We start from the raw sequence: 17,915 nt of genomic DNA, 5'->3' as shown, positions 1-17,915 counted from the left end.
GCCGGACCGAACCGTGACCGAACTCAAGAACGTCGACCAGGAGCTGGGCCGCTTCCGGCTGCGCCTGATCGCCGCCGGCGCGCTGGTGCTGTTCGGCTTCGGGCTGGTGACGGCGCGCCTGGTCACGCTGCAGGTGCTGCGGCACGACGAGCTGTCCACGCGCGCCGAGAGCAACCGCATCACGGTACTGCCGATCACGCCGAACCGCGGCCTGATCCTCGACCGCAACGGTGTCGTGCTGGCGAACAACTACTCGGCCTACACGCTGGAACTCACGCCGTCGAAGATCGACGACTTGGAGGGCACCATCGATGCGCTGCAGGAAGTGATCGACATCACGACGCGCGACCGTCGCCGCTTCAAGCGCATGATGGACGACGCCAAGAGCTTCGAGTCCCTGCCGATCCGCACCAAGCTCAGCGACGAGGAGGTGGCGCGTTTCACCGCGCAGCGTTTCCGCTTCCCCGGCGTCGACATCAAGGCGCGGCTGTTCCGCAACTACCCCTATGGCGAGCTCGGCAGCCATGTGCTGGGCTACATCGGCCGCATCAACCAGGCCGAGAAGGACGCGATCGACGAGACCGACGATGCGGCCAACTACAAGGGCACCGACTACATCGGCAAGCTCGGCATCGAGCAGAAGTACGAGGCCGAGCTGCACGGCATCACCGGCTTCGAGGAGGTCGAGACCAGCGCCTCGGGCCGCGCGGTGCGGCGCCTGCGGGCCAGCCCGCCGACGCCGGGCAACACGGTGCGGCTGTCGATCGACATCAAGCTGCAGGCGATGGTCGAGCAGCTGTTCGGCGACCGGCGTGGCGCGCTGGTCGCGATCGACCCGCGCTCCGGCGAGGTGCTGGCCTTCGTCAGCAAGCCGACCTTCGACCCCAACCTGTTCGTCGACGGCATCGATTCGGAGAGCTGGAAGGAGCTCAACGAGTCGATCGACAAGCCCCTGCTGAACCGCGCGCTGCGCGGCACCTACCCGCCCGGCTCGACCTTCAAGCCCTTCATGGCGATCGCCGCGCTGGAATCCGGCAAGCGCACGCCGCAGCAGACCACCTACGACAACGGCGTCTTCATGTTCGGCAACCACCGCTTCCGCAGCCACGGTGACGGCGGGCTGGGCGTGGTGGACATGAACCGCTCGATCGTCAAGTCGAGCAACGTCTACTACTACCAGCTGGCCGCCGACATGGGCGTGGACCTCATCCACGAGCAGCTCGAGCCCTTCGGCTTCGGCCGCCGCACCGGCATCGACATCAACGGCGAGGTCACCGGCGTGCTGCCCTCGACCGAGTGGAAGCGCAAGTACTACAAGAAGCCCGAGCTGCAGAAGTGGTACGCCGGCGAGACCATCTCGCTCGGCATCGGCCAGGGCTACAACAACTTCACGATGCTGCAGCTCGCCACCGCCACCGCCACGCTGGTATCGGGCGGGCAGCGCTACGTGCCGCGGCTGGTGCGCGAGATCGAGGATGTGGCAACCCGGGAGACCCGACTGATGTCGGCCGAGGCGCTGAGTCCGCTGCCGTTGCAGCCCGACCACGTGGAGGTGGTCCGCAAGGCGCTGCACGGCGTGACGCAGGAAGGCACCTCGACGCGCGTCTTCATGGGGGCGAGCTACCCGAGTGGTGGGAAGACCGGGACGGCGCAGGCGGTCGGCATTCGCCAGGACCAGAAGTACGACAAGAGCAAGATGGCCGACTACCTGCGCGACCATTCGCTCTACACCGCCTTCGCGCCGGTCGACAACCCGCAGGTCGCACTGGCCGTCATCGTGGAGAACTCCGGTTTCGGCGCCGAGGCGGCCGCGCCGATCGCGCGGCGCGTGCTCGATTTCGTGCTGACGGGGCGCTACCCGAACGCCGAGGACATCGCGCTGGTCCAGAAGGGCCAAGCCGGTCCGCCGGTTGGCACGCCGCGACTCGCCGCCGAGGTGCCGCTGATGCCGTTCACGCCCGGCGCCGTCACGACCGCCGGCGGTGAGGCCGCCGCGGCGCCCGCCGCCCCCGCCTCCCAACCCGCCCCGGCGGCTTCTGCGCCCGGTGGAGCGGCGGCAGCCCCGCCGGCGAAGATCGCCCAGGCGCCGGCGCCGACGGCACCGGTCGAGGCCACGAATCGATGAGCACCGTGTTCGACAAGCGTCCGTGGTGGCAACGTGCCGCCACCGTGTTCATGGGCTTCGACGGGCCGCTGGCGCTGGCCATCGTGCTGCTGGCGACCGCCGGCCTGCTGACCATGTATTCGGCCGGTTACGACCACGGGACGCGCTTCGTCGACCACGGCCGCAACATGCTGCTGGCCGCCGGCGTGATGTTCATCGTGGCGCAGCTCTCGCCGCAGCGCCTGGCTCAGCTGGCGGTGCCGCTCTACGTGCTGGGTGTGGCGCTGCTGATCGCCGTCGAGCTGTTCGGCGTGACGAAGAAGGGCGCCACGCGCTGGCTCGACCTGCAGGTGCTGGTGATCCAGCCCAGCGAACTGCTGAAGATCGCCACGCCCCTGATGCTGGCCTGGTGGTTCCAGCGCCGGGAAGGCCAGCTGCAGGCGCCGGACTTCGTGGTGGCCTTCGTGCTGCTGGCCGTGCCGGTCGCGCTGATCGTGAAGCAGCCGGACCTGGGCACCGCCATCCTGGTGCTGTCGGGCGGGCTGTACGTGATGTTCTTCGCCGGCCTGAGCTGGGCGCTGATCCTGCCGGTGCTGGGGCTGGGCGCGGTCGGCATCGGCGGGTTGATCTGGTTCCAGACGCAGATCTGCGAGCCCGGCGTCGACTGGGTGTTGCTGCACGAGTATCAGAAGCACCGCGTCTGCACCCTGCTCGACCCGACCACCGATCCCTTGGGGAAGGGCTTCCACATCATCCAGGGCATGATCGCCATCGGCTCGGGCGGGGTCACCGGCAAGGGGTTCATGAACGGCACCCAGACCCATCTGGAGTTCATCCCCGAGCGCACCACCGACTTCATCTTCGCGGCCTTCTCGGAGGAGTTCGGACTGGCGGGCTGCGTGGCGCTGCTGCTGGGCTTCACCTTCCTGATCTTCCGCGGTCTGATGATCGCGTCGGACGCGCCGACGCTGTTCTCGCGGCTGCTGGCCGGCGCGATCACGCTCAGCTTCTTCACCTACAGCATGGTGAACATGGGCATGGTGACCGGCATCCTGCCGGTGGTGGGTATCCCGTTGCCCTTCATCAGCTACGGCGGCACGGCGATGGTCACGCTGGGTCTCGCGCTCGGCATCCTGATGTCGGTGGCGCGCAGCAAGCGGCTGATGCAGAGCTGAACGGCCGGCGACGGACTCAGCGCGGCGGCTTGCGTGGACGCTTGATCCAGCGCGACAGGAGGGAGGGCAGGCGCGGCCGCGCCACGGCCGGCCGCGTCGCAGGTGGCGCGGGCACTGGCGTGGGCGCCGCGGGCACAGCGGGTGCAATGGTTGCAGCGGGCGGGGCGACCAGCGCCGGCTCGTCGACCGCGGGCATCGGCGGCGCTGCCGGAGGCCGCACCGCGCGCGGGCGGGGCGCGCGGCGCTGGCCGTTGCGGGCCGGCTTCTCGAGGAAGCTGCGCTCCACATCCAGCGTCGAGCGCACGCCGATGTCGTCGCCATGCTTCTTCAGCCACTGGTCCGCGGCCCGACGCCCGAGCTCGAACAAGCCGTCGAGGAACACCCGGTCGGTGTTGAACTTGCTGCTCGCGTTGAACGGCGCCAGGCCTTCGTCGTCGGCGATCATGTGCAGGCGCAGGTCCTTGTAGTGGCCGGCCTCCAGCCGGCCCTCGCGCACAAGGCGCGACACGAAGGCGATCGCGCGCATCTCGGCCACCAGGCTGGCGTTGAAGGTGATCTCGGACAGGCGGTCGATGATCTCGACGCTGCGGGTCGGCGTCCCCTCGTGCTGCAGCGGGTTGATCTTCACCAGCAGGATGTCGAGCGTCTCGGTGTTGTAGATCAGCGGGTAGATCGCCGGGTTGCCGGTGTAGCCGCCATCCCAGTAGGCCTCGCCGTCGATCGTCACGGCCTGGAAGATGAACGGTAGGCAGGCGGAGGCCAGCAGCGCATCGATCGACAGGTCCTTGCCGGTGAAGACGTGGGCCTGGCCGCTGCGCACGCTGGTGGCCGTGATGAACAGCGGGATGTCGCAACGCCGCAGCGCGTCCTCGTCGACATGCCGCCGGGCCACGTCGCGCAGCGGGTTCAGGTTCAGCGGGTTGAACTCATAGGGGCTGAAGGCGCGAAAGAAGCTGTTGAGCCACTGGTAGCTCGGCAGCTTGTCGAAGTTGAAGCTGCTGCCGGCCGCGCTGGCCTGGCTCAGCGAGAACGGCGAGAAGATCTGGCTGCTGGTGCTGACGTCGTGCCAGAAGGCCGTGAGTGCTGCGCGCGCGCCGGCGCGGCCGCCACGGGCATGTCCCGTCGCCAGCACGGCGGCGTTGAGCGCGCCGGCACTGGTGCCCGAGATCGCGGAGATCTCGACCGCGTCGTCCTCGAGCAGCCGGTCGAGCACGCCCCAGGTGAAGGCACCGTGGGACCCTCCACCTTGCAGAGCAAGATCGACGCGGCGCGGCGCGGCGGGCGAGCGGTTGTTCGGGTGTGACGGCGACTCTGGCATGGCATCTCCCGGTTGGCGGCCAGTCTACGCCGGCGCCTCGACGAATGCTGCATTGCAGCAAACAACCCTCCTCGACGTCGGCCGCGACTAAGCCGGGTTGGCCGTCCCGCTGGCAAGGGGCGCGGCACGCGGCAGACGGTCGGCCGGCCAGGCGGCGAAGCGCACGGTGAAGCGCGCGCCGGGGCTGCTGCCTTCAGGCATGGGGCCTTCGCGGGTGTCGTCCAGCGTCAACGTAGCGCCGTGCTGTCGAGCGATCTCGGCGACGATCGCCAGGCCCAGGCCCGAGCCATCGACATCGGTCCCCAGGGCGCGGTAGAAGGGCTGGAACACCAGTTCACGCTCCGCCGCGGGGATGCCGGGGCCGGAATCCTCGACCTGCAGCACCACGACCTGGCCGAACGGGTCGCTGACGACCCTCACCGTCACCGTGCCTCCGGGAGGGGTGTAGTGCAGGGCGTTGTCGACCAGGTTGCGGATCATCTCGCGCAGCAGCAGCGCATGGCCGAGCACGCTGCTGCGCTGCGGCTCGGCCGTCTCGCCGTCGGCGCCCGGCCCCTCGTAGCCGAGGTCGATGCGCTTCTCGAGCGCGCGCGGCACGAAGTCGCGCACGGTCTCCGTGGCCAGCCTCGCCAGCCGGACCTCGGCCACGCGGGCGGCGAGTTCGCGGTCCTCGGCGCGCGCCATCGCCAGCAACTGGTTGACCATGTGCGCGGCCCGCTGGCTCGACAGCGCGATCTGCTGCAGCGAGCGCTTCAAGGCCTCGGGTTCGCGCTCGCCCGCGTCGATCTCGCGCTGCGCGATCTCGGCCTGGGTGCGCAGGCCGGCCAGCGGCGTCTTGAGCTGGTGGGCGGCATCGGCGAGAAAGCGCCGCTGCGTCGCCAGCGAGCGGTCCAGGCGCTCCAGCAGATCGTTGATGGCTCGTACCAGCGGCGAGACCTCCTCCGGCGCCTCCATCTCGTCGATCGGGCTCAGGTCATCAGCCGCACGGCGGCGGATGCGCTGCTGCAGCTCGTTGAGCGGCGCGATGCCGCGCGCCAGCGCCAGCCACACCAGCAGCACCGCGAGCGGCAGGATCACGAACTGCGGCAGGATCACGCCCTTGATGATCTCGGTGGCCAGCTGCGAGCGCTTGCCCAGGGTTTCGGCCACCTGCACCAGCGCCGGCGAGGTGGCGCCGGGAATCCGCGGCGCGGCGGGCATCGCCACCCACAGGTAGGCCACGCGCACGGCCTCGTTGTGCACCTCGTCGTCGCGATAGCGGACCTCTCCAACCGCCGCCACGTCGTCCTCGCGCGGGACCGGCAGCGTGTGATCGCCACCCACATACTCGCCCCGCGCGCCCAGCACCTGGAAGTAGATCTGGTCCGCCTCGTCGGCCCGCAGCAACTGATCGGCTCCGGGCGGCAGAGCGAACGCGACGCGGCCCTGGTCGACGCTCACCTGCTGCGACAGCGCTCGCGCCATCTCGCCGAGCGCGCGGTCGTAGGGACGGTTGGCGATGTTCTGGGCGACCAGCCAGGTCAGCGCGACACTCATCGGCCACAGCAACAGCAGCGGCGCGAGCATCCAGTCGAGGATCTCGCCGAACAGCGAGCGTTGTCCGCGCAGCGTGTTCATGCCCGGAGGCGCGCGCCGCGCAGCATGCCGGCTCAGCCCGCGATCTTCTCGAGGCAGTAGCCCAGGCCACGCACGGTGGCGATGCGCACCGGGCCCTGCTCGATCTTCTTGCGCAGGCGGTGGATGTAGACCTCGATCGCGTTGTTGCTGACCTCGTCGCCCCATTCGCACAGGCGCTCGACCAGCTGGTCCTTGCTGACCAGCCGGCCGGCACGCTGCAGCAGCACCTCGAGCAGCGAGAGCTCGCGAGCCGACAGCTCAATCATCTGGTCGTTCAGGTAGGCCACGCGCCCGGTCGCGTCGAACGACAGCGGGCCGTGCTTGATGATGGCCGAGGCGGTGCCCAGGCCACGCCGCGTCAGCGCTCGCACGCGTGCCTCCAGTTCCTGCAGCGCGAAGGGCTTGGCCATGTAGTCGTCGGCCCCCAGGTCCAGCCCCTTCACTCGCTGCTCCACGCTGTCGGCCGCGGTCAGGATCAGCACCGGCGTCACGGTGCCCCGCGCGCGCATCTTGCGCAGCACCTCCAGGCCGTGCAGCTTGGGCAGTCCGAGATCGAGGATCACCAGGTCGAACTCGTGGTCGGCCAGCGCCGCATCGGCCTCGCTGCCGCTTCCGACCTGATCCACCGCATAGCCACCCTTGCGCAGGGTGCGCAACAGACCGTCGGCCAGCACCTGGTCGTCTTCGGCGATGAGGATCCTCATGGACGTGTCTCCCTCGGCGGCGCCATGGGTTTCGTTGTGGTCGGCGCCGGCTTCATTGTAGGGAGGCCCTTCGGAGCAGCCAAAAACTACTGTACAAATAACCAGTTTCGACCATAATCCCGAGCAAACCGGAGGCTCAGCATGGATGCAAGCGTCAAGACATTGAACACCGAAAAGGCCAAGGCCCTGCAGGCTGCGCTCGCGCAGATCGAGAAGCAGTTCGGCAAGGGCACGATCATGCGCCTCGGCGAAGGCGAGGTCATCGATGACATCGAGGTGGTGTCCACCGGCTCGCTGGGCCTGGACATCGCCCTCGGCGTCGGCGGCCTGCCGCGCGGACGCGTCATCGAGATCTACGGTCCCGAGTCCTCGGGCAAGACCACGCTCACCCTGCAGGTCATCGCCGAGATGCAGAAGCTGGCCGGCACCTGCGCCTTCATCGATGCCGAGCATGCGCTCGACTCGCAGTACGCCCAGAAACTGGGGGTCAACCTGCAGGAGCTGCTGATCTCCCAGCCCGACACCGGCGAGCAAGCGCTCGAGATCGTCGACGCGCTGGTGCGCTCCGGCTCGGTCGATCTGATCGTTGTCGACTCGGTCGCGGCGCTCACGCCCAAGGCTGAACTCGAAGGCGAGATGGGCGACTCCCTGCCCGGCCTGCAGGCACGGCTGATGAGCCAGGCGCTGCGCAAGCTCACCGCGACGATCAAGAAGTCGAACTGCATGGTGATCTTCATCAACCAGATCCGCATGAAGATCGGCGTGATGTTCGGCTCACCCGAAACCACCACCGGCGGTAACGCGCTGAAGTTCTATGCCTCGGTGCGGCTCGACATCCGCCGCATCGGCAGCATCAAGCGTGGCGAAGAAGTGATCGGCAACGAGACCAAGGTCAAGGTCGTCAAGAACAAGGTCTCCCCGCCATTCAAGACCGCCGAGTTCGACATCCTGTTCGGCGAGGGCGTGTCACGCGAGGGCGAGATCATCGACCTGGGCGTCATCGCCAAGGTGATCGACAAGTCGGGCGCCTGGTACGCCTACAACGGCGAGAAGATCGGCCAAGGCAAGGACAACAGCCGCGAGTTCCTGCGCGAGAACCCTGAACTGGCCCACGAGATCGAGAACAAGATTCGTGAATCGCTGGGCGTGGCGCTGCTGCCCAGCATCGAGATCGAAGTCCCCAAGGGCACCAAGCAGGCGGCTGCCGGCGCCTGAGGCGGGGGAAGCTCCGCGGGCTCGCGGCGGCCGACGGAGGCGTCTCGTGGTCCGTCCCGCGCCCACCCTGAAGGCCAAGGCGCTGACCTATCTTGCGCAGCGCGAGCACAGCCGCATCGAGCTGCGACGCAAGTTGCTGTCACACGTCGATCGGCAGCGCAGGGCGGCGGGGTCATCGCCGCTGTCGGCCGACGCCCCTGCGCCGGCGCTGCCGACCGAGCAGGAGGTCGACGACCTGCTCGACTGGCTCGCGGCGAAGGACCTGCTCAGCGCCGACCGCTTCATCGAGACCCGCGTGAGCGCCCGCGAGGGGCGCTTCGGCAACCTGCGCATCCACCGGGAACTCGCGCAGCACGGCATGGCTCTCGACGCAGAGACCGCGCAACAACTCAAGGACAGCGAACTCGCCCGCGCCCGTGCGGTATGGGCCAAGCGTTTCGGCACGCCGGCCGTCGATGCCGCCGATCGAGCGCGGCAGATGCGTTTTCTGAGCGCCCGAGGCTTCAGCTCGGAAACGGTGGGCCGCGTGGTGAAGTCAGCTGGGCGCGAAGACTGAGCCAATCACACGCCGAGCATCAGCGCGATGTTCTGCACTGCGGCGCCCGACGCGCCCTTGCCCAGGTTGTCGAGCCGTGCCACGAGCACGGCCTGGCCGCGATCCTCGTTGCCGTAGACCCGCAACTCCAGCCGGTTGCTGTCGTTCAGCGCCTCGGCCTCGATCTTGCCGCCCGGCTCGGCCGTCACCACCTGGACCCATGGCTGACCGGCATAGCGTGCCCGCAACGCCGCCTCGAGGTCGGCCGGCTTCGGCCGCCCGTTCAGCAGATCGAGGTGCAACGCCACCTGCACCAGCATGCCCTGGCGGAAGTTGCCGACGCTGGGCACGAAGATCGGTCGACGCTCCAGCCGGCTGTACTGCTGCAGTTCAGGCAAGTGCTTGTGTTCGAGGCCAAGGCCGTAAAGCTCGAAGGATGGGGCGTCACCGGCCTCATAAGCCTCGATCATTGTTCTTCCGCCCCCGGAGTAACCACTCACAGCGTGCACGGCTACCGGATAGTCTGTCGGCAGCAAACCCGCATCGACCAAAGGGCGCAGCAACGCGATGCCGCCGGTCGGATAGCACCCAGGGTTGGCCACGCGGCGCGATGCCGCAACGGCGGCCGCTTGCGCCGGCAGCAACTCCGGAAATCCATAGACCCAGCCAGACGCCACGCGATGGGCCGTACTGGCGTCGACAATCTTCGGCCCCCCGCCCGGCAAGCTGTCGGCCAGCGCCACCGATTCGCGCGCGGCATCGTCATGCAGGCACAGCACCACCAGATCCACGCCGGCCATCAGCTCGCGCTTCGCACCAGCGTCCTTGCGGCGAGCGGGGTCGATGCTGACGAGCTCAATCCCGTCCGTCCCGGCCAGTCGCTCGCGGATGCCGAGTCCGGTCGTGCCGGCTTCGCCGTCGATGAAGATGCGGGCCGGGCGGGTGCTCATGGTGTGCAGGGAGGGGCGGACAGAGGAAGGTCGATGGTAGCAACGCCGGGCGTCAGTCGCGTGTCATCAAGGGTTCCCGTGGAGTTCTTGGTGCAATGCAGCATGCTAAAGTCGATCGGCTTTTCTCGGCGTGCCACCCGCGCCGTGCCGCCCGCGGGCGGGCGCCGAACCGTCCGACTTCTTCGACTCGAACCACCCACCCTCGAATCCAGCGCGACCATGAAGATCCACGAATACCAAGGCAAAGAGATCCTGCGCCAGTTCGGCGTTCCGGTACCCCGCGGCTATCCGGCGTTCACCGTGCAGGAGGCCGTCGAGGCCGCCCAGAAGCTCGGTGGTCCGGTGTGGGTCGTGAAGGCGCAGATCCACGCAGGCGGCCGCGGCAAGGGCGGCGGCGTGAAACTCGGCAAGAGCCTGGACGAGGTGAAGGCGCTGTCGGGCCAGATCCTGGGCATGCAGCTCAAGACCCACCAGACGGGCCCCGAGGGGCAGAAGGTGCGGCGCCTGTACATCGAGGAAGGCGCGGACATCAAGAAGGAATATTACGTCTCGCTGGTGACCGACCGCGCGACCCAGAAGGTCGCCCTGATCGCCTCGAGCGAAGGCGGCATGGACATCGAGGAGGTCGCGCACAGCACCCCCGAGAAGATCATCACCGAGGTGATCGATCCGCTGACCGGCCTGGGCGATGCGCAGGCGAAGAAGGTCGCCGCTGCGGTGGGCCTGCCGGAGGCCTCGCACGCCCAGGCGGTGACGCTGCTGCAGAACCTGTACCGCTGCTACATGGCGACGGACGCCTCGCTGGTCGAGATCAATCCGCTGAACTGCGACAGCAAGGGCAATCTGATCGCGCTCGACGCGAAGTTCAACTTCGATGCGAACGCCCTGTTCCGCCACCCGGAGATCGTCGCCTACCGCGACCTCGACGAGGAAGACCCGGCCGAGATCGAGGCCAGCAAGTTCGACCTCGCCTACATCCAGCTCGACGGCAACATCGGCTGTCTGGTCAACGGCGCCGGCCTGGCGATGGCGACGATGGACACCATCAAGCTGTTCGGCGGCGAGCCGGCCAACTTCCTTGATGTCGGCGGCGGCGCGACGGCCGAGAAGGTCACCGAGGCCTTCAAGATCATGCTGAAGAACCCCGAGGTCAAGGCCATCCTGGTCAACATCTTCGGCGGCATCATGCGCTGCGACACGATCGCGGACGGCGTGGTCACCGCCTCGCGCGCGGTCGGCCTGAAGGTGCCGCTGGTGGTGCGCATGAAGGGCACCAACGAAGACCTGGGCAAGAAGATCCTGGCCGACTCCGGTCTGCCGATCATCGCCGCCGACACCATGGCCGAAGCGGCCACCAAGGTTGTCGCCGCCGTCGCCTGAGCCCTCGAAGGACACCGAACATGAGCATTCTGATCAACAAGAACACCAAGGTCATCACCCAGGGCATCACGGGCAAGACCGGTCAGTTCCACACCCGCGGCTGCCGCGACTACGCCAACGGCAAGAACTGCTTCGTCGCCGGCGTCAACCCGAAGAAGGCCGGCGAGGACTTCGAGGGCATCCCGATCTACGCCAGCGTCAAGGACGCCAAGGCCCAGACCGGCGCGACCGTCAGCGTGATCTACGTGCCGCCGGCCGGCGCCGCCGCGGCGATCTGGGAGGCGGTCGAGGCCGACCTGGACCTGGCGATCTGCATCACCGAAGGCATCCCCGTGAAGGACATGCTGGTGGTGCGCAACAAGATGAAGGCCAAGGAGGCCGCCGGCGGCAAGAAGACGCTGCTGCTCGGCCCCAACTGCCCGGGCCTGATCACGCCCGAGGAGATCAAGATCGGCATCATGCCGGGCCACATCCACCGCAAGGGCCGCATCGGCGTGGTCAGTCGCTCCGGCACGCTGACCTACGAAGCGGTGGCGCAGCTGACCGAGATCGGCCTGGGTCAGTCGAGCGCGGTGGGCATCGGCGGCGACCCGATCAACGGCCTCAAGCACATCGACGTGATGAAGGCCTTCAACGACGATCCGGACACCGACGCGGTGATCATGATCGGCGAGATCGGCGGCCCCGACGAGGCCGAGGCCGCGCAATGGTGCAAGGCCAACATGAAGAAGCCGATCGTCGGCTTCATCGCTGGCGTGACGGCCCCCCCGGGCAAGCGCATGGGCCATGCCGGCGCGCTGATCTCGGGCGGCGCCGACACGGCTGACGCCAAGCTGGCGATCATGGAGGAATGCGGCTTCACGGTTACCCGCAACCCGTCGGAGATGGGCAAGCTGCTCAAGGGCCTGCTCTGACCGCAGGGCCGCGCGCCGCACGGCGCTCCGCCCCCGCCTGCAAGGCCGCCCTCGGGCGGCCTTGTTCGTTACCGGTGCCAAGCGGTCGTCCGCATGCGTAGTCTCCGCAAGCCGCGCCGGGGTGAGGGGCCTCTACACTGCCCGAGGTCCGTGGGCACGGCCCGCACAGCGCAGCAGAAGGAAGCCAGATGGAACAGTTCATGACCCCGGACTTCTGGGTCGCGGTGGGACAGATCATCCTGATCGACATCGTGCTCGGTGGCGACAACGCCGTGGTCATCGCGCTGGCCTGCCGCCAGCTGCCGGCGGCGCAGCGCACCAAGGGCATCCTGTGGGGCACCGCCGGCGCCATCCTGCTGCGCGTCATCCTGATCTTCTTCGCGCTGACGCTGCTCGCCATCCCCTACCTGAAACTGGTGGGGGCCGTGCTGCTGGTGTGGATCGGCGTCAAGCTGCTCGCGCCGGACCATGAGGACGGCCACGGCAACATCCAGGGCAGCGACAAGCTGTGGAGCGCCATCAAGACCGTGATCGTCGCCGACCTGGTGATGAGCATCGACAACGTGATCGCCATCGCCGGTGCCGCCGAAAGCGCCGGCGGCGACCACAAGATGCCGCTGGTGATCTTCGGCCTGCTGGTCAGCATCCCCATCATCGTCTGGGGCAGCCAGCTGGTGCTCAAGCTGATGGACCGCTTCCCGATCATCATCACCGTCGGCGGCATGTTGCTGGGTTGGATCGCCGGGACGATGGCCGTCTCCGACCCCGCCGTGACGCACCTGGTCGCCCAGACCGACACCCTCAAGTACACCGCCGGCATCGCCGGCGCGCTGCTGGTGCTGGCGATCGGCAAGTGGGTGGCACGCAGTCGCGAGCCAGCGCCGAGCGCCTGAACGCGCGCGGCCTGCTAAGGTTGGGGGATGGCACTGCCCCTCCCCCTCGCTGCGACACCGCCGCTCCGCCACCGCGCACCGGGCACTTGCCCGCCCGCCCTCTGCCCGGCAACTGCCGGCGCAGTGCCCGCCGCATGACGGGCGTCTTCTGGGTAGGCTTGGCGCTGGGAGCCGCCGCGGCGGCCGGCTTGCTGTGGCTCTGGCGCCATCGGCGACGCACGGCGCTGACCCCGCGGCGCGCCGGGGACCGCGCGCCGGGATTCCATTTCGTCAGCACCCAGCACGACACAGCGGCCGACACCGTGCTCGACCCGCGCGTCCTCGACGCGCAACAGCGCCGCATCGGACCCTATGTGGTCGAGCGCGACATCGGCCACGGCGCGATGGGCGCCGTGCTGCTGTGCCGCGACGAGCGCACCGGCGAAGCCGTGGCACTGAAGACCATGGCGCTCGGCCGCGAATTCCACGGCGACGCTTTGGAGGACGCCCGCGGGCGCTTCTTCCGCGAGGCCCAGATGGCCGGCCGGCTGCAGCACCCCGACATCGTCTCGGTCCGCGAGGCCGGCGAACAGGACGGCACCGCCTACATCGCGATGGAACTGCTGAGCGGGCGCGACCTCAGCGAGTTCACCCAACCCAGCCGCTTGCTGCCGGTGCCCGCCGTGCTGGGCATCATCGCCCGCGTGGCCCAGGCGTTGGCCTACGCCCACCGTCAGGGCGTGACGCACCGCGACATCAAGCCGGCCAACATCATGGTCGAGCTCAAGAGCGGCATGGTGAAGGTCACCGACTTCGGCATCGCCCGCATCATCGACTCGACGCAGACGCGGACCGGCATCGTGCTGGGGACGCCGTCGTTCATGTCGCCGGAGCAGATGGCGGGAGCCCGCGTCGACGGCCGCAGCGACCTCTACGCCCTGGGCGTCACGCTGTTCCAGCTGCTGACCGGCGCGCTGCCGCACCGGCCCGAGTCGATGGCCGAGCTCATCCGGTCGATCGCCAACGACGTGGCGCCCGACGTGCGCACGCTGCGACCCGAGTTGCCGGCGGCGCTGGCCGACATCGTGGCCCTGGCGCTGGAAAAGCGCCCGGAGATCCGCTACGCCGACGGCGAGGCGATGGCCGCCGATCTGCACGCGGTGCTGGTCCAGTTGCGCGAGCAGGCACGGGAGCCGGCAGCCTCCCCTGCCGACGCGCCGTCCGGCAGCGCCCGTCCGGCGCCCGGCGCGCCAGAAGCCGGGCACAATCCCTAGTGTTCGCGCGCGCTGGCGCGCTCAGTCGCTTTCCGATGCCCACGCTCCCGACCCCTCCTGCCCTGCGTTTCGAGTTCGTCAGTGCCACGGACACTGGCCGATCGCGCAACAACAATGAAGACGCGGTGGTGATCGACGAGGCCGCAGGCCTGGCGGTCCTTGCCGACGGCATGGGCGGCTACAACGCCGGCGAGGTGGCCAGCAGCATGGCCACCAGCTTCATCAAGGCCGAACTCGGCCGCTGGCTCAGCGAAGCCAGCGCCCAGGCCACCGACACCGACGTGCGGCGCGCCATGGACATCTGCGTCGACAACGCCAACCGCGCGATCTTCAACGCCGCCAACTCCAACCCGCAATACGCCGGCATGGGCACGACGCTCGTGGTGGCCGTGCTGAGGGACGCGCGGCTGCTGCTCGGGCACATCGGCGATTCGCGCGGCTACCGCTGGCGCGAGGGCGAGCTGTCGCAGATCACCCGCGACCACTCCTTGCTGCAGGAGCAGCTCGATGCCGGCCTGATCACGCCCGAACAGGCGGCGGCCTCGAACAACAAGAACCTGGTCACCCGGGCGGTCGGTGTCGAGGACACCGTGCTGCTGGAGACGCACCTGCACCAGACCCAACCCGGTGACTGGATCCTGCTCTGCTCCGATGGGTTGTCGGACATGATCGATGACGAGCAGATCGCTGCCGTGTTGCGCCAGCACGACTCTTTGCCGCAGGCCGCCCAGGCGCTGGTCCAGGCTGCCAACGACGCCGGCGGACGGGATAACATCTCGGTCGTTCTGGTGCGCGCTTCGGGCACCGCGCCGGTGTCGCGGGCCTGGTGGCCGTTCCGCCGCTGAGGGGCGGCGTCCGGACATTCAGGCGCGCAGCAGGTCGCCGGGTTCCACTACATCAGAAGTCAGACGCACGGGGTCACGCATGGGCAAGCTGGTCGTATCGCTGGACGGGGTCGTCATCAAGGAAGTCCAGCTCACCAAGGACAAGACGACGCTCGGTCGCCGGCCCTACAACGACATCGTGATCGACAACCTGGCCGTCAGCGGCGAGCACGCCGTGTTGCAGATGGTGGGCCAGGACGTCTTCATCGAAGACCTCAACAGCACCAACGGCACCTACATCAACGGCAAGGCCGTGAAGAAGCAGCTGCTGCAGCACAACGACACCGTCGAGATCGGCAAGTACAAGATCAAGTACCTGAGCGTCGAAAGCTCGGACTACGAGAAGACCATGATCATCAAGCCGGGTGCGGCGGCCACGGCACCGAACTTCCAGCACACCGCGCCGATGAGCAACACCAACTTCGCGGCGCTGACCGGCACCAGCTCGGCCTTGATCAAGGTGCTCAACGGGGCCGCCGTGGGACGCGAGGTGGCATTGACCAAGGTGGTCACGACCGTCGGCAAGCCCGGCGTGCAGGTCGCGTCCATCACCAAGCGCCCCGGCGGCTACGTGTTCGCCCATGTCGAGGGGGGCAGCCGCCCCACGGTGAACGGCAGCGAGGTCAGCAGCGACCCCGTGCATCTGAAGAACGGCGACGTGATCGAACTCGCCGGTACGCAGATGCAGTTCGTGCAGAACTGAGCGGGCCTCGGGCCGCCTCGTCCGCCCGGGACGGCGCTGCAGGCATTAATGCCGCCGCGCGACCGCTTTGCACCGGCCCCCGGCGCGCCGCTGGCCGCGCCGTGAGGCATCGCACAGCGCAGCGCTTGCCCACCGTTCGGCCCGGCGGCACCATCTCCGGGTGACGTTTCCTGTTCTGCCGCCCCCTGCCGCCGCATCGACGGTGGTATCTCCATGAGCCGCGCCCCCGTGCGCCTGCAGGTGCTCGGCTGCTCCGGCTCCATCGCATCGGGCAGCCGCACCACCGCCTTCCTGCTCGACGACAACGTGCTGATCGACGCCGGCACCGGCGTGGGCGACCTAGCTCTCGACGCGATGGCCCGCGTGGACGACATCCTCGTCTCGCATTCCCACCTGGACCACGTGCTGGCCATCCCGCTGCTCGCCGACAGCGTGATGAAGCTGCGGCTGGCGCAGCCCGAGCGCGGACCGATCCGCGTGCACGGACTGCCTGAGACGCTGGCGGCGCTGCGTGCCCACCTCTTCAACGGCCAGCTCTGGCCCGACTTCACCAGCATCCCGAGCGCCGCCTACCCGATCATCCGGCTGCTGCCCTTCGCCATTGGCGACACTTTGCGCTTCGGCCGCGGCGATGCCGAGCGCCGCGTGGAAGTGCTGCCGGCATCGCACACCGTGCCAGCCTGCGGCTTCGCCGTCGACAGCGACGAAGGCTGGTGGGTCTACAGCGGCGACACCGGACCCAACCCGGCGCTGTGGGCGGCCCTGAAGGGCCGGCGCATCGCCCACCTCATCATCGAGACCGCGTTCGGCGACGACGAGCGCTGGCTCGCCGACCTGAGCGGCCACCTGGCACCCAGCAGCCTGGCCACCGAGCTGGCCCAGCTGGACGGCAGCGTGCCGGTGCACATCACCCACCCCAAACCCGGCGAGGTGGCGGCGGTGGTGGCGCAGATCCGGGCCATCGACACGGCGCACCGGGTGGAGCCGTTGGTGAAGGGGTTGGTGTTTAAGTTGTGATTCGAGGCTCGCTCGATGCGACGAATTACGTCAGCTCCCGGCGCTTTTGTTGGGCCATCCACTGTTCAGAGTGACGCGAACTGTCTGCCTAGTGGAGTTTCGAGCGTTCCACCTGTGTTCTAGCGCACGCTCGGCGCTTTGGTAGGCTTGGCATGAACGCTGCCTGTACGAAGCCGTCCGCAACCTGCTCCCCAACCGCTCAAGGAGAAACCAGACCATGAACCGCATTCAGAAGACTGTGCAGAAGGGCTTCACCCTGATTGAATTGATGATCGTCGTTGCGATCATCGGCATTTTGGCGGCCGTCGCCCTGCCGGCTTATCAGGACTACACGATTCGGGCGAAGATTTCGGAAGTGATGCTTGCGGCCGATGGTTGCAAGACAGCTGTGGCAGAGTTCCTTCAAACGAATAACGCGTTTCCGGCAGATGCCGATCAGGCAGGTTGCAGCACGACTGCGACCAAGTACGCGACTGGTTTGACTGTTAGCAATACCACTGGACGGATTACTGTCACCGTGCAAGGCACTGGGTCGGCTGCCGATGCTTTGACCTTGATGCTGCAACCGACTTCTGACACGGCTCGTACCACCGCTCTTGCGACTGCTGGTACTGCGGTCGCTGGTTGGTCCTGCGGTACAAGCGGCACTGGCGCCACGCTGAAGTACTTCCCCGCTTCATGTCGCCAAGCGATTCTGGGCGGTTTGTAATTCGCACTACCCCCTGACCATTGTTCTTAGACAAAAAGCGGCCTTCAGGCCGCTTTTTGTCGCTGGGCGAACTGCAGAGAACTACTTTCTCAGAATGCTCCAGCGTTGATGCATCGCAAGATCGCACACATCCATTGTTTTGTAACGTGCGCGTGGCTAGAACTTCTTCGCATTTTTCGCGGGCGCATACGTTACCCAAAAAACGAAGACCATTAAGGCGCAAAGCGCGCCCACTTCCGAGCCTCGGCACGTCTTTGTGACATCCAGGGCGCTTGTTTCATAGCTCGCATTTCGCAGCCGGGTCGCACGGGCCTCAGCACGAACGTGAGAACGAGATTCCTCACCTCTCAATTTAGCGTAGCGTAGCGTCGAGTCAGCACCCATCCTAAATCGAACGCCAACAGCATGCCCATCGCGCTGCCACGACAAGTCATCAAAGCGCTGACTGTCTTTGCTTCGGTTGGCCTTCCGCTACTACTCCCTCTGACGGCTGTCCCCGACTCCGTCATTCATCACCAGTTAGTTTGTGTGAGCGCCTGGGGCC

The 17,915-nt window shown here is 67.7% G+C and carries 16 protein-coding genes; 12 read left to right on the top strand and 4 right to left on the bottom strand.

The genetic code is table 11. The features are described from left to right. Nucleotides 1–13 precede the first annotated feature (13 nt). Nucleotides 14–2,125 carry a penicillin-binding protein 2 gene (gene mrdA / locus C1M51_RS09660; protein WP_129449368.1) on the top strand — a complete coding sequence of 704 codons (2,112 nt, stop codon included), beginning with the start codon at nucleotides 14–16 and terminating at the stop codon, nucleotides 2,123–2,125. Next, on the top strand, nucleotides 2,122–3,279 hold the full coding sequence (gene rodA, locus C1M51_RS09655) for a rod shape-determining protein RodA (RefSeq protein ID WP_129449366.1): 1,158 nt from the start codon (nucleotides 2,122–2,124) through the stop codon (nucleotides 3,277–3,279). Before mrdA ends, rodA begins: the two co-directional genes overlap by 4 nt. 16 nt (nucleotides 3,280–3,295) lie before the next feature. Here rodA and C1M51_RS09650 read toward each other — a convergent pair whose 3' ends face one another. The 3 genes from C1M51_RS09650 to C1M51_RS09640 form a co-directional block, all read right to left on the bottom strand. Next, entirely contained in the window at nucleotides 3,296–4,597 is a 1,302-nt protein-coding gene (locus tag C1M51_RS09650; RefSeq protein WP_129449365.1) for a patatin-like phospholipase family protein, read from the bottom strand. Between the two features lie 87 nt (nucleotides 4,598–4,684). Beyond that, a complete protein-coding gene (locus C1M51_RS09645) occupies nucleotides 4,685–6,214 on the bottom strand; it encodes a sensor histidine kinase (RefSeq protein WP_129449363.1) in 1,530 nt (509 codons plus the stop codon). A gap of 32 nt (nucleotides 6,215–6,246) precedes the next feature. Further along, nucleotides 6,247–6,918 carry a response regulator transcription factor gene (locus tag C1M51_RS09640; RefSeq protein ID WP_011827677.1) on the bottom strand — a complete coding sequence of 224 codons (672 nt, stop codon included), beginning with the start codon at nucleotides 6,916–6,918 and terminating at the stop codon, nucleotides 6,247–6,249. A gap of 141 nt (nucleotides 6,919–7,059) precedes the next feature. Between C1M51_RS09640 and recA the strand changes: the two genes are divergently transcribed. Then, the gene (gene recA / locus C1M51_RS09635; RefSeq protein WP_011827676.1) at nucleotides 7,060–8,133 is read left to right on the top strand and encodes a recombinase RecA; all 1,074 of its coding nucleotides are present in this window, start codon (nucleotides 7,060–7,062) and stop codon (nucleotides 8,131–8,133) included. Nucleotides 8,134–8,179: 46 nt separating this feature from the next. Then, nucleotides 8,180–8,689, top strand: coding sequence for a RecX family transcriptional regulator (locus C1M51_RS09630; RefSeq protein WP_011827675.1), 510 nt, complete (start codon nucleotides 8,180–8,182; stop codon nucleotides 8,687–8,689). 5 nt (nucleotides 8,690–8,694) lie between these two features. On the opposite strand, the gene argC is transcribed toward C1M51_RS09630, so the two are convergent. After that, the gene (gene argC, locus C1M51_RS09625) at nucleotides 8,695–9,618 is read right to left on the bottom strand and encodes an N-acetyl-gamma-glutamyl-phosphate reductase (protein WP_011827674.1); all 924 of its coding nucleotides are present in this window, start codon (nucleotides 9,616–9,618) and stop codon (nucleotides 8,695–8,697) included. A gap of 219 nt (nucleotides 9,619–9,837) precedes the next feature. On the opposite strand from argC, the gene sucC reads away from it, so the two are divergent. The 8 genes from sucC to C1M51_RS09585 all read left to right on the top strand — a co-directional run bounded on the left by sucC (nucleotide 9,838) and on the right by C1M51_RS09585 (nucleotide 17,371). Next, entirely contained in the window at nucleotides 9,838–10,998 is a 1,161-nt protein-coding gene (gene sucC / locus C1M51_RS09620; RefSeq protein ID WP_129449361.1) for an ADP-forming succinate--CoA ligase subunit beta, read from the top strand. 20 nt (nucleotides 10,999–11,018) lie between these two features. Continuing rightward, nucleotides 11,019–11,912 (top strand): succinate--CoA ligase subunit alpha, encoded by an 894-nt coding sequence (gene sucD, locus C1M51_RS09615; RefSeq protein ID WP_036232217.1) that lies wholly within the window; start codon nucleotides 11,019–11,021, stop codon nucleotides 11,910–11,912. Nucleotides 11,913–12,100: 188 nt separating this feature from the next. Then, nucleotides 12,101–12,805, top strand: coding sequence for a TerC family protein (locus C1M51_RS09610; protein WP_129449359.1), 705 nt, complete (start codon nucleotides 12,101–12,103; stop codon nucleotides 12,803–12,805). Between the two features lie 134 nt (nucleotides 12,806–12,939). Next, nucleotides 12,940–14,058 (top strand): serine/threonine-protein kinase, encoded by a 1,119-nt coding sequence (locus tag C1M51_RS09605; RefSeq protein ID WP_310733921.1) that lies wholly within the window; start codon nucleotides 12,940–12,942, stop codon nucleotides 14,056–14,058. Nucleotides 14,059–14,093: 35 nt separating this feature from the next. Continuing rightward, nucleotides 14,094–14,903 carry a Stp1/IreP family PP2C-type Ser/Thr phosphatase gene (locus C1M51_RS09600; protein WP_011827669.1) on the top strand — a complete coding sequence of 270 codons (810 nt, stop codon included), beginning with the start codon at nucleotides 14,094–14,096 and terminating at the stop codon, nucleotides 14,901–14,903. A 79-nt stretch (nucleotides 14,904–14,982) separates the two neighbouring features. Then, on the top strand, nucleotides 14,983–15,645 hold the full coding sequence (locus tag C1M51_RS09595) for an FHA domain-containing protein (RefSeq protein WP_011827668.1): 663 nt from the start codon (nucleotides 14,983–14,985) through the stop codon (nucleotides 15,643–15,645). A 213-nt stretch (nucleotides 15,646–15,858) separates the two neighbouring features. After that, nucleotides 15,859–16,662, top strand: coding sequence for a 3',5'-cyclic-nucleotide phosphodiesterase (locus C1M51_RS09590; RefSeq protein ID WP_129449357.1), 804 nt, complete (start codon nucleotides 15,859–15,861; stop codon nucleotides 16,660–16,662). Nucleotides 16,663–16,879: 217 nt separating this feature from the next. Then, the gene (locus C1M51_RS09585) at nucleotides 16,880–17,371 is read left to right on the top strand and encodes a pilin (protein WP_129449355.1); all 492 of its coding nucleotides are present in this window, start codon (nucleotides 16,880–16,882) and stop codon (nucleotides 17,369–17,371) included. Nucleotides 17,372–17,915 lie beyond the last annotated feature (544 nt).

Source organism: Methylibium sp. Pch-M, assembly GCF_004136295.1.
Classification (GTDB): domain Bacteria; phylum Pseudomonadota; class Gammaproteobacteria; order Burkholderiales; family Burkholderiaceae_C; genus Methylibium; species Methylibium petroleiphilum.
This window is presented reverse-complemented; position numbering and strand designations above follow the sequence as displayed.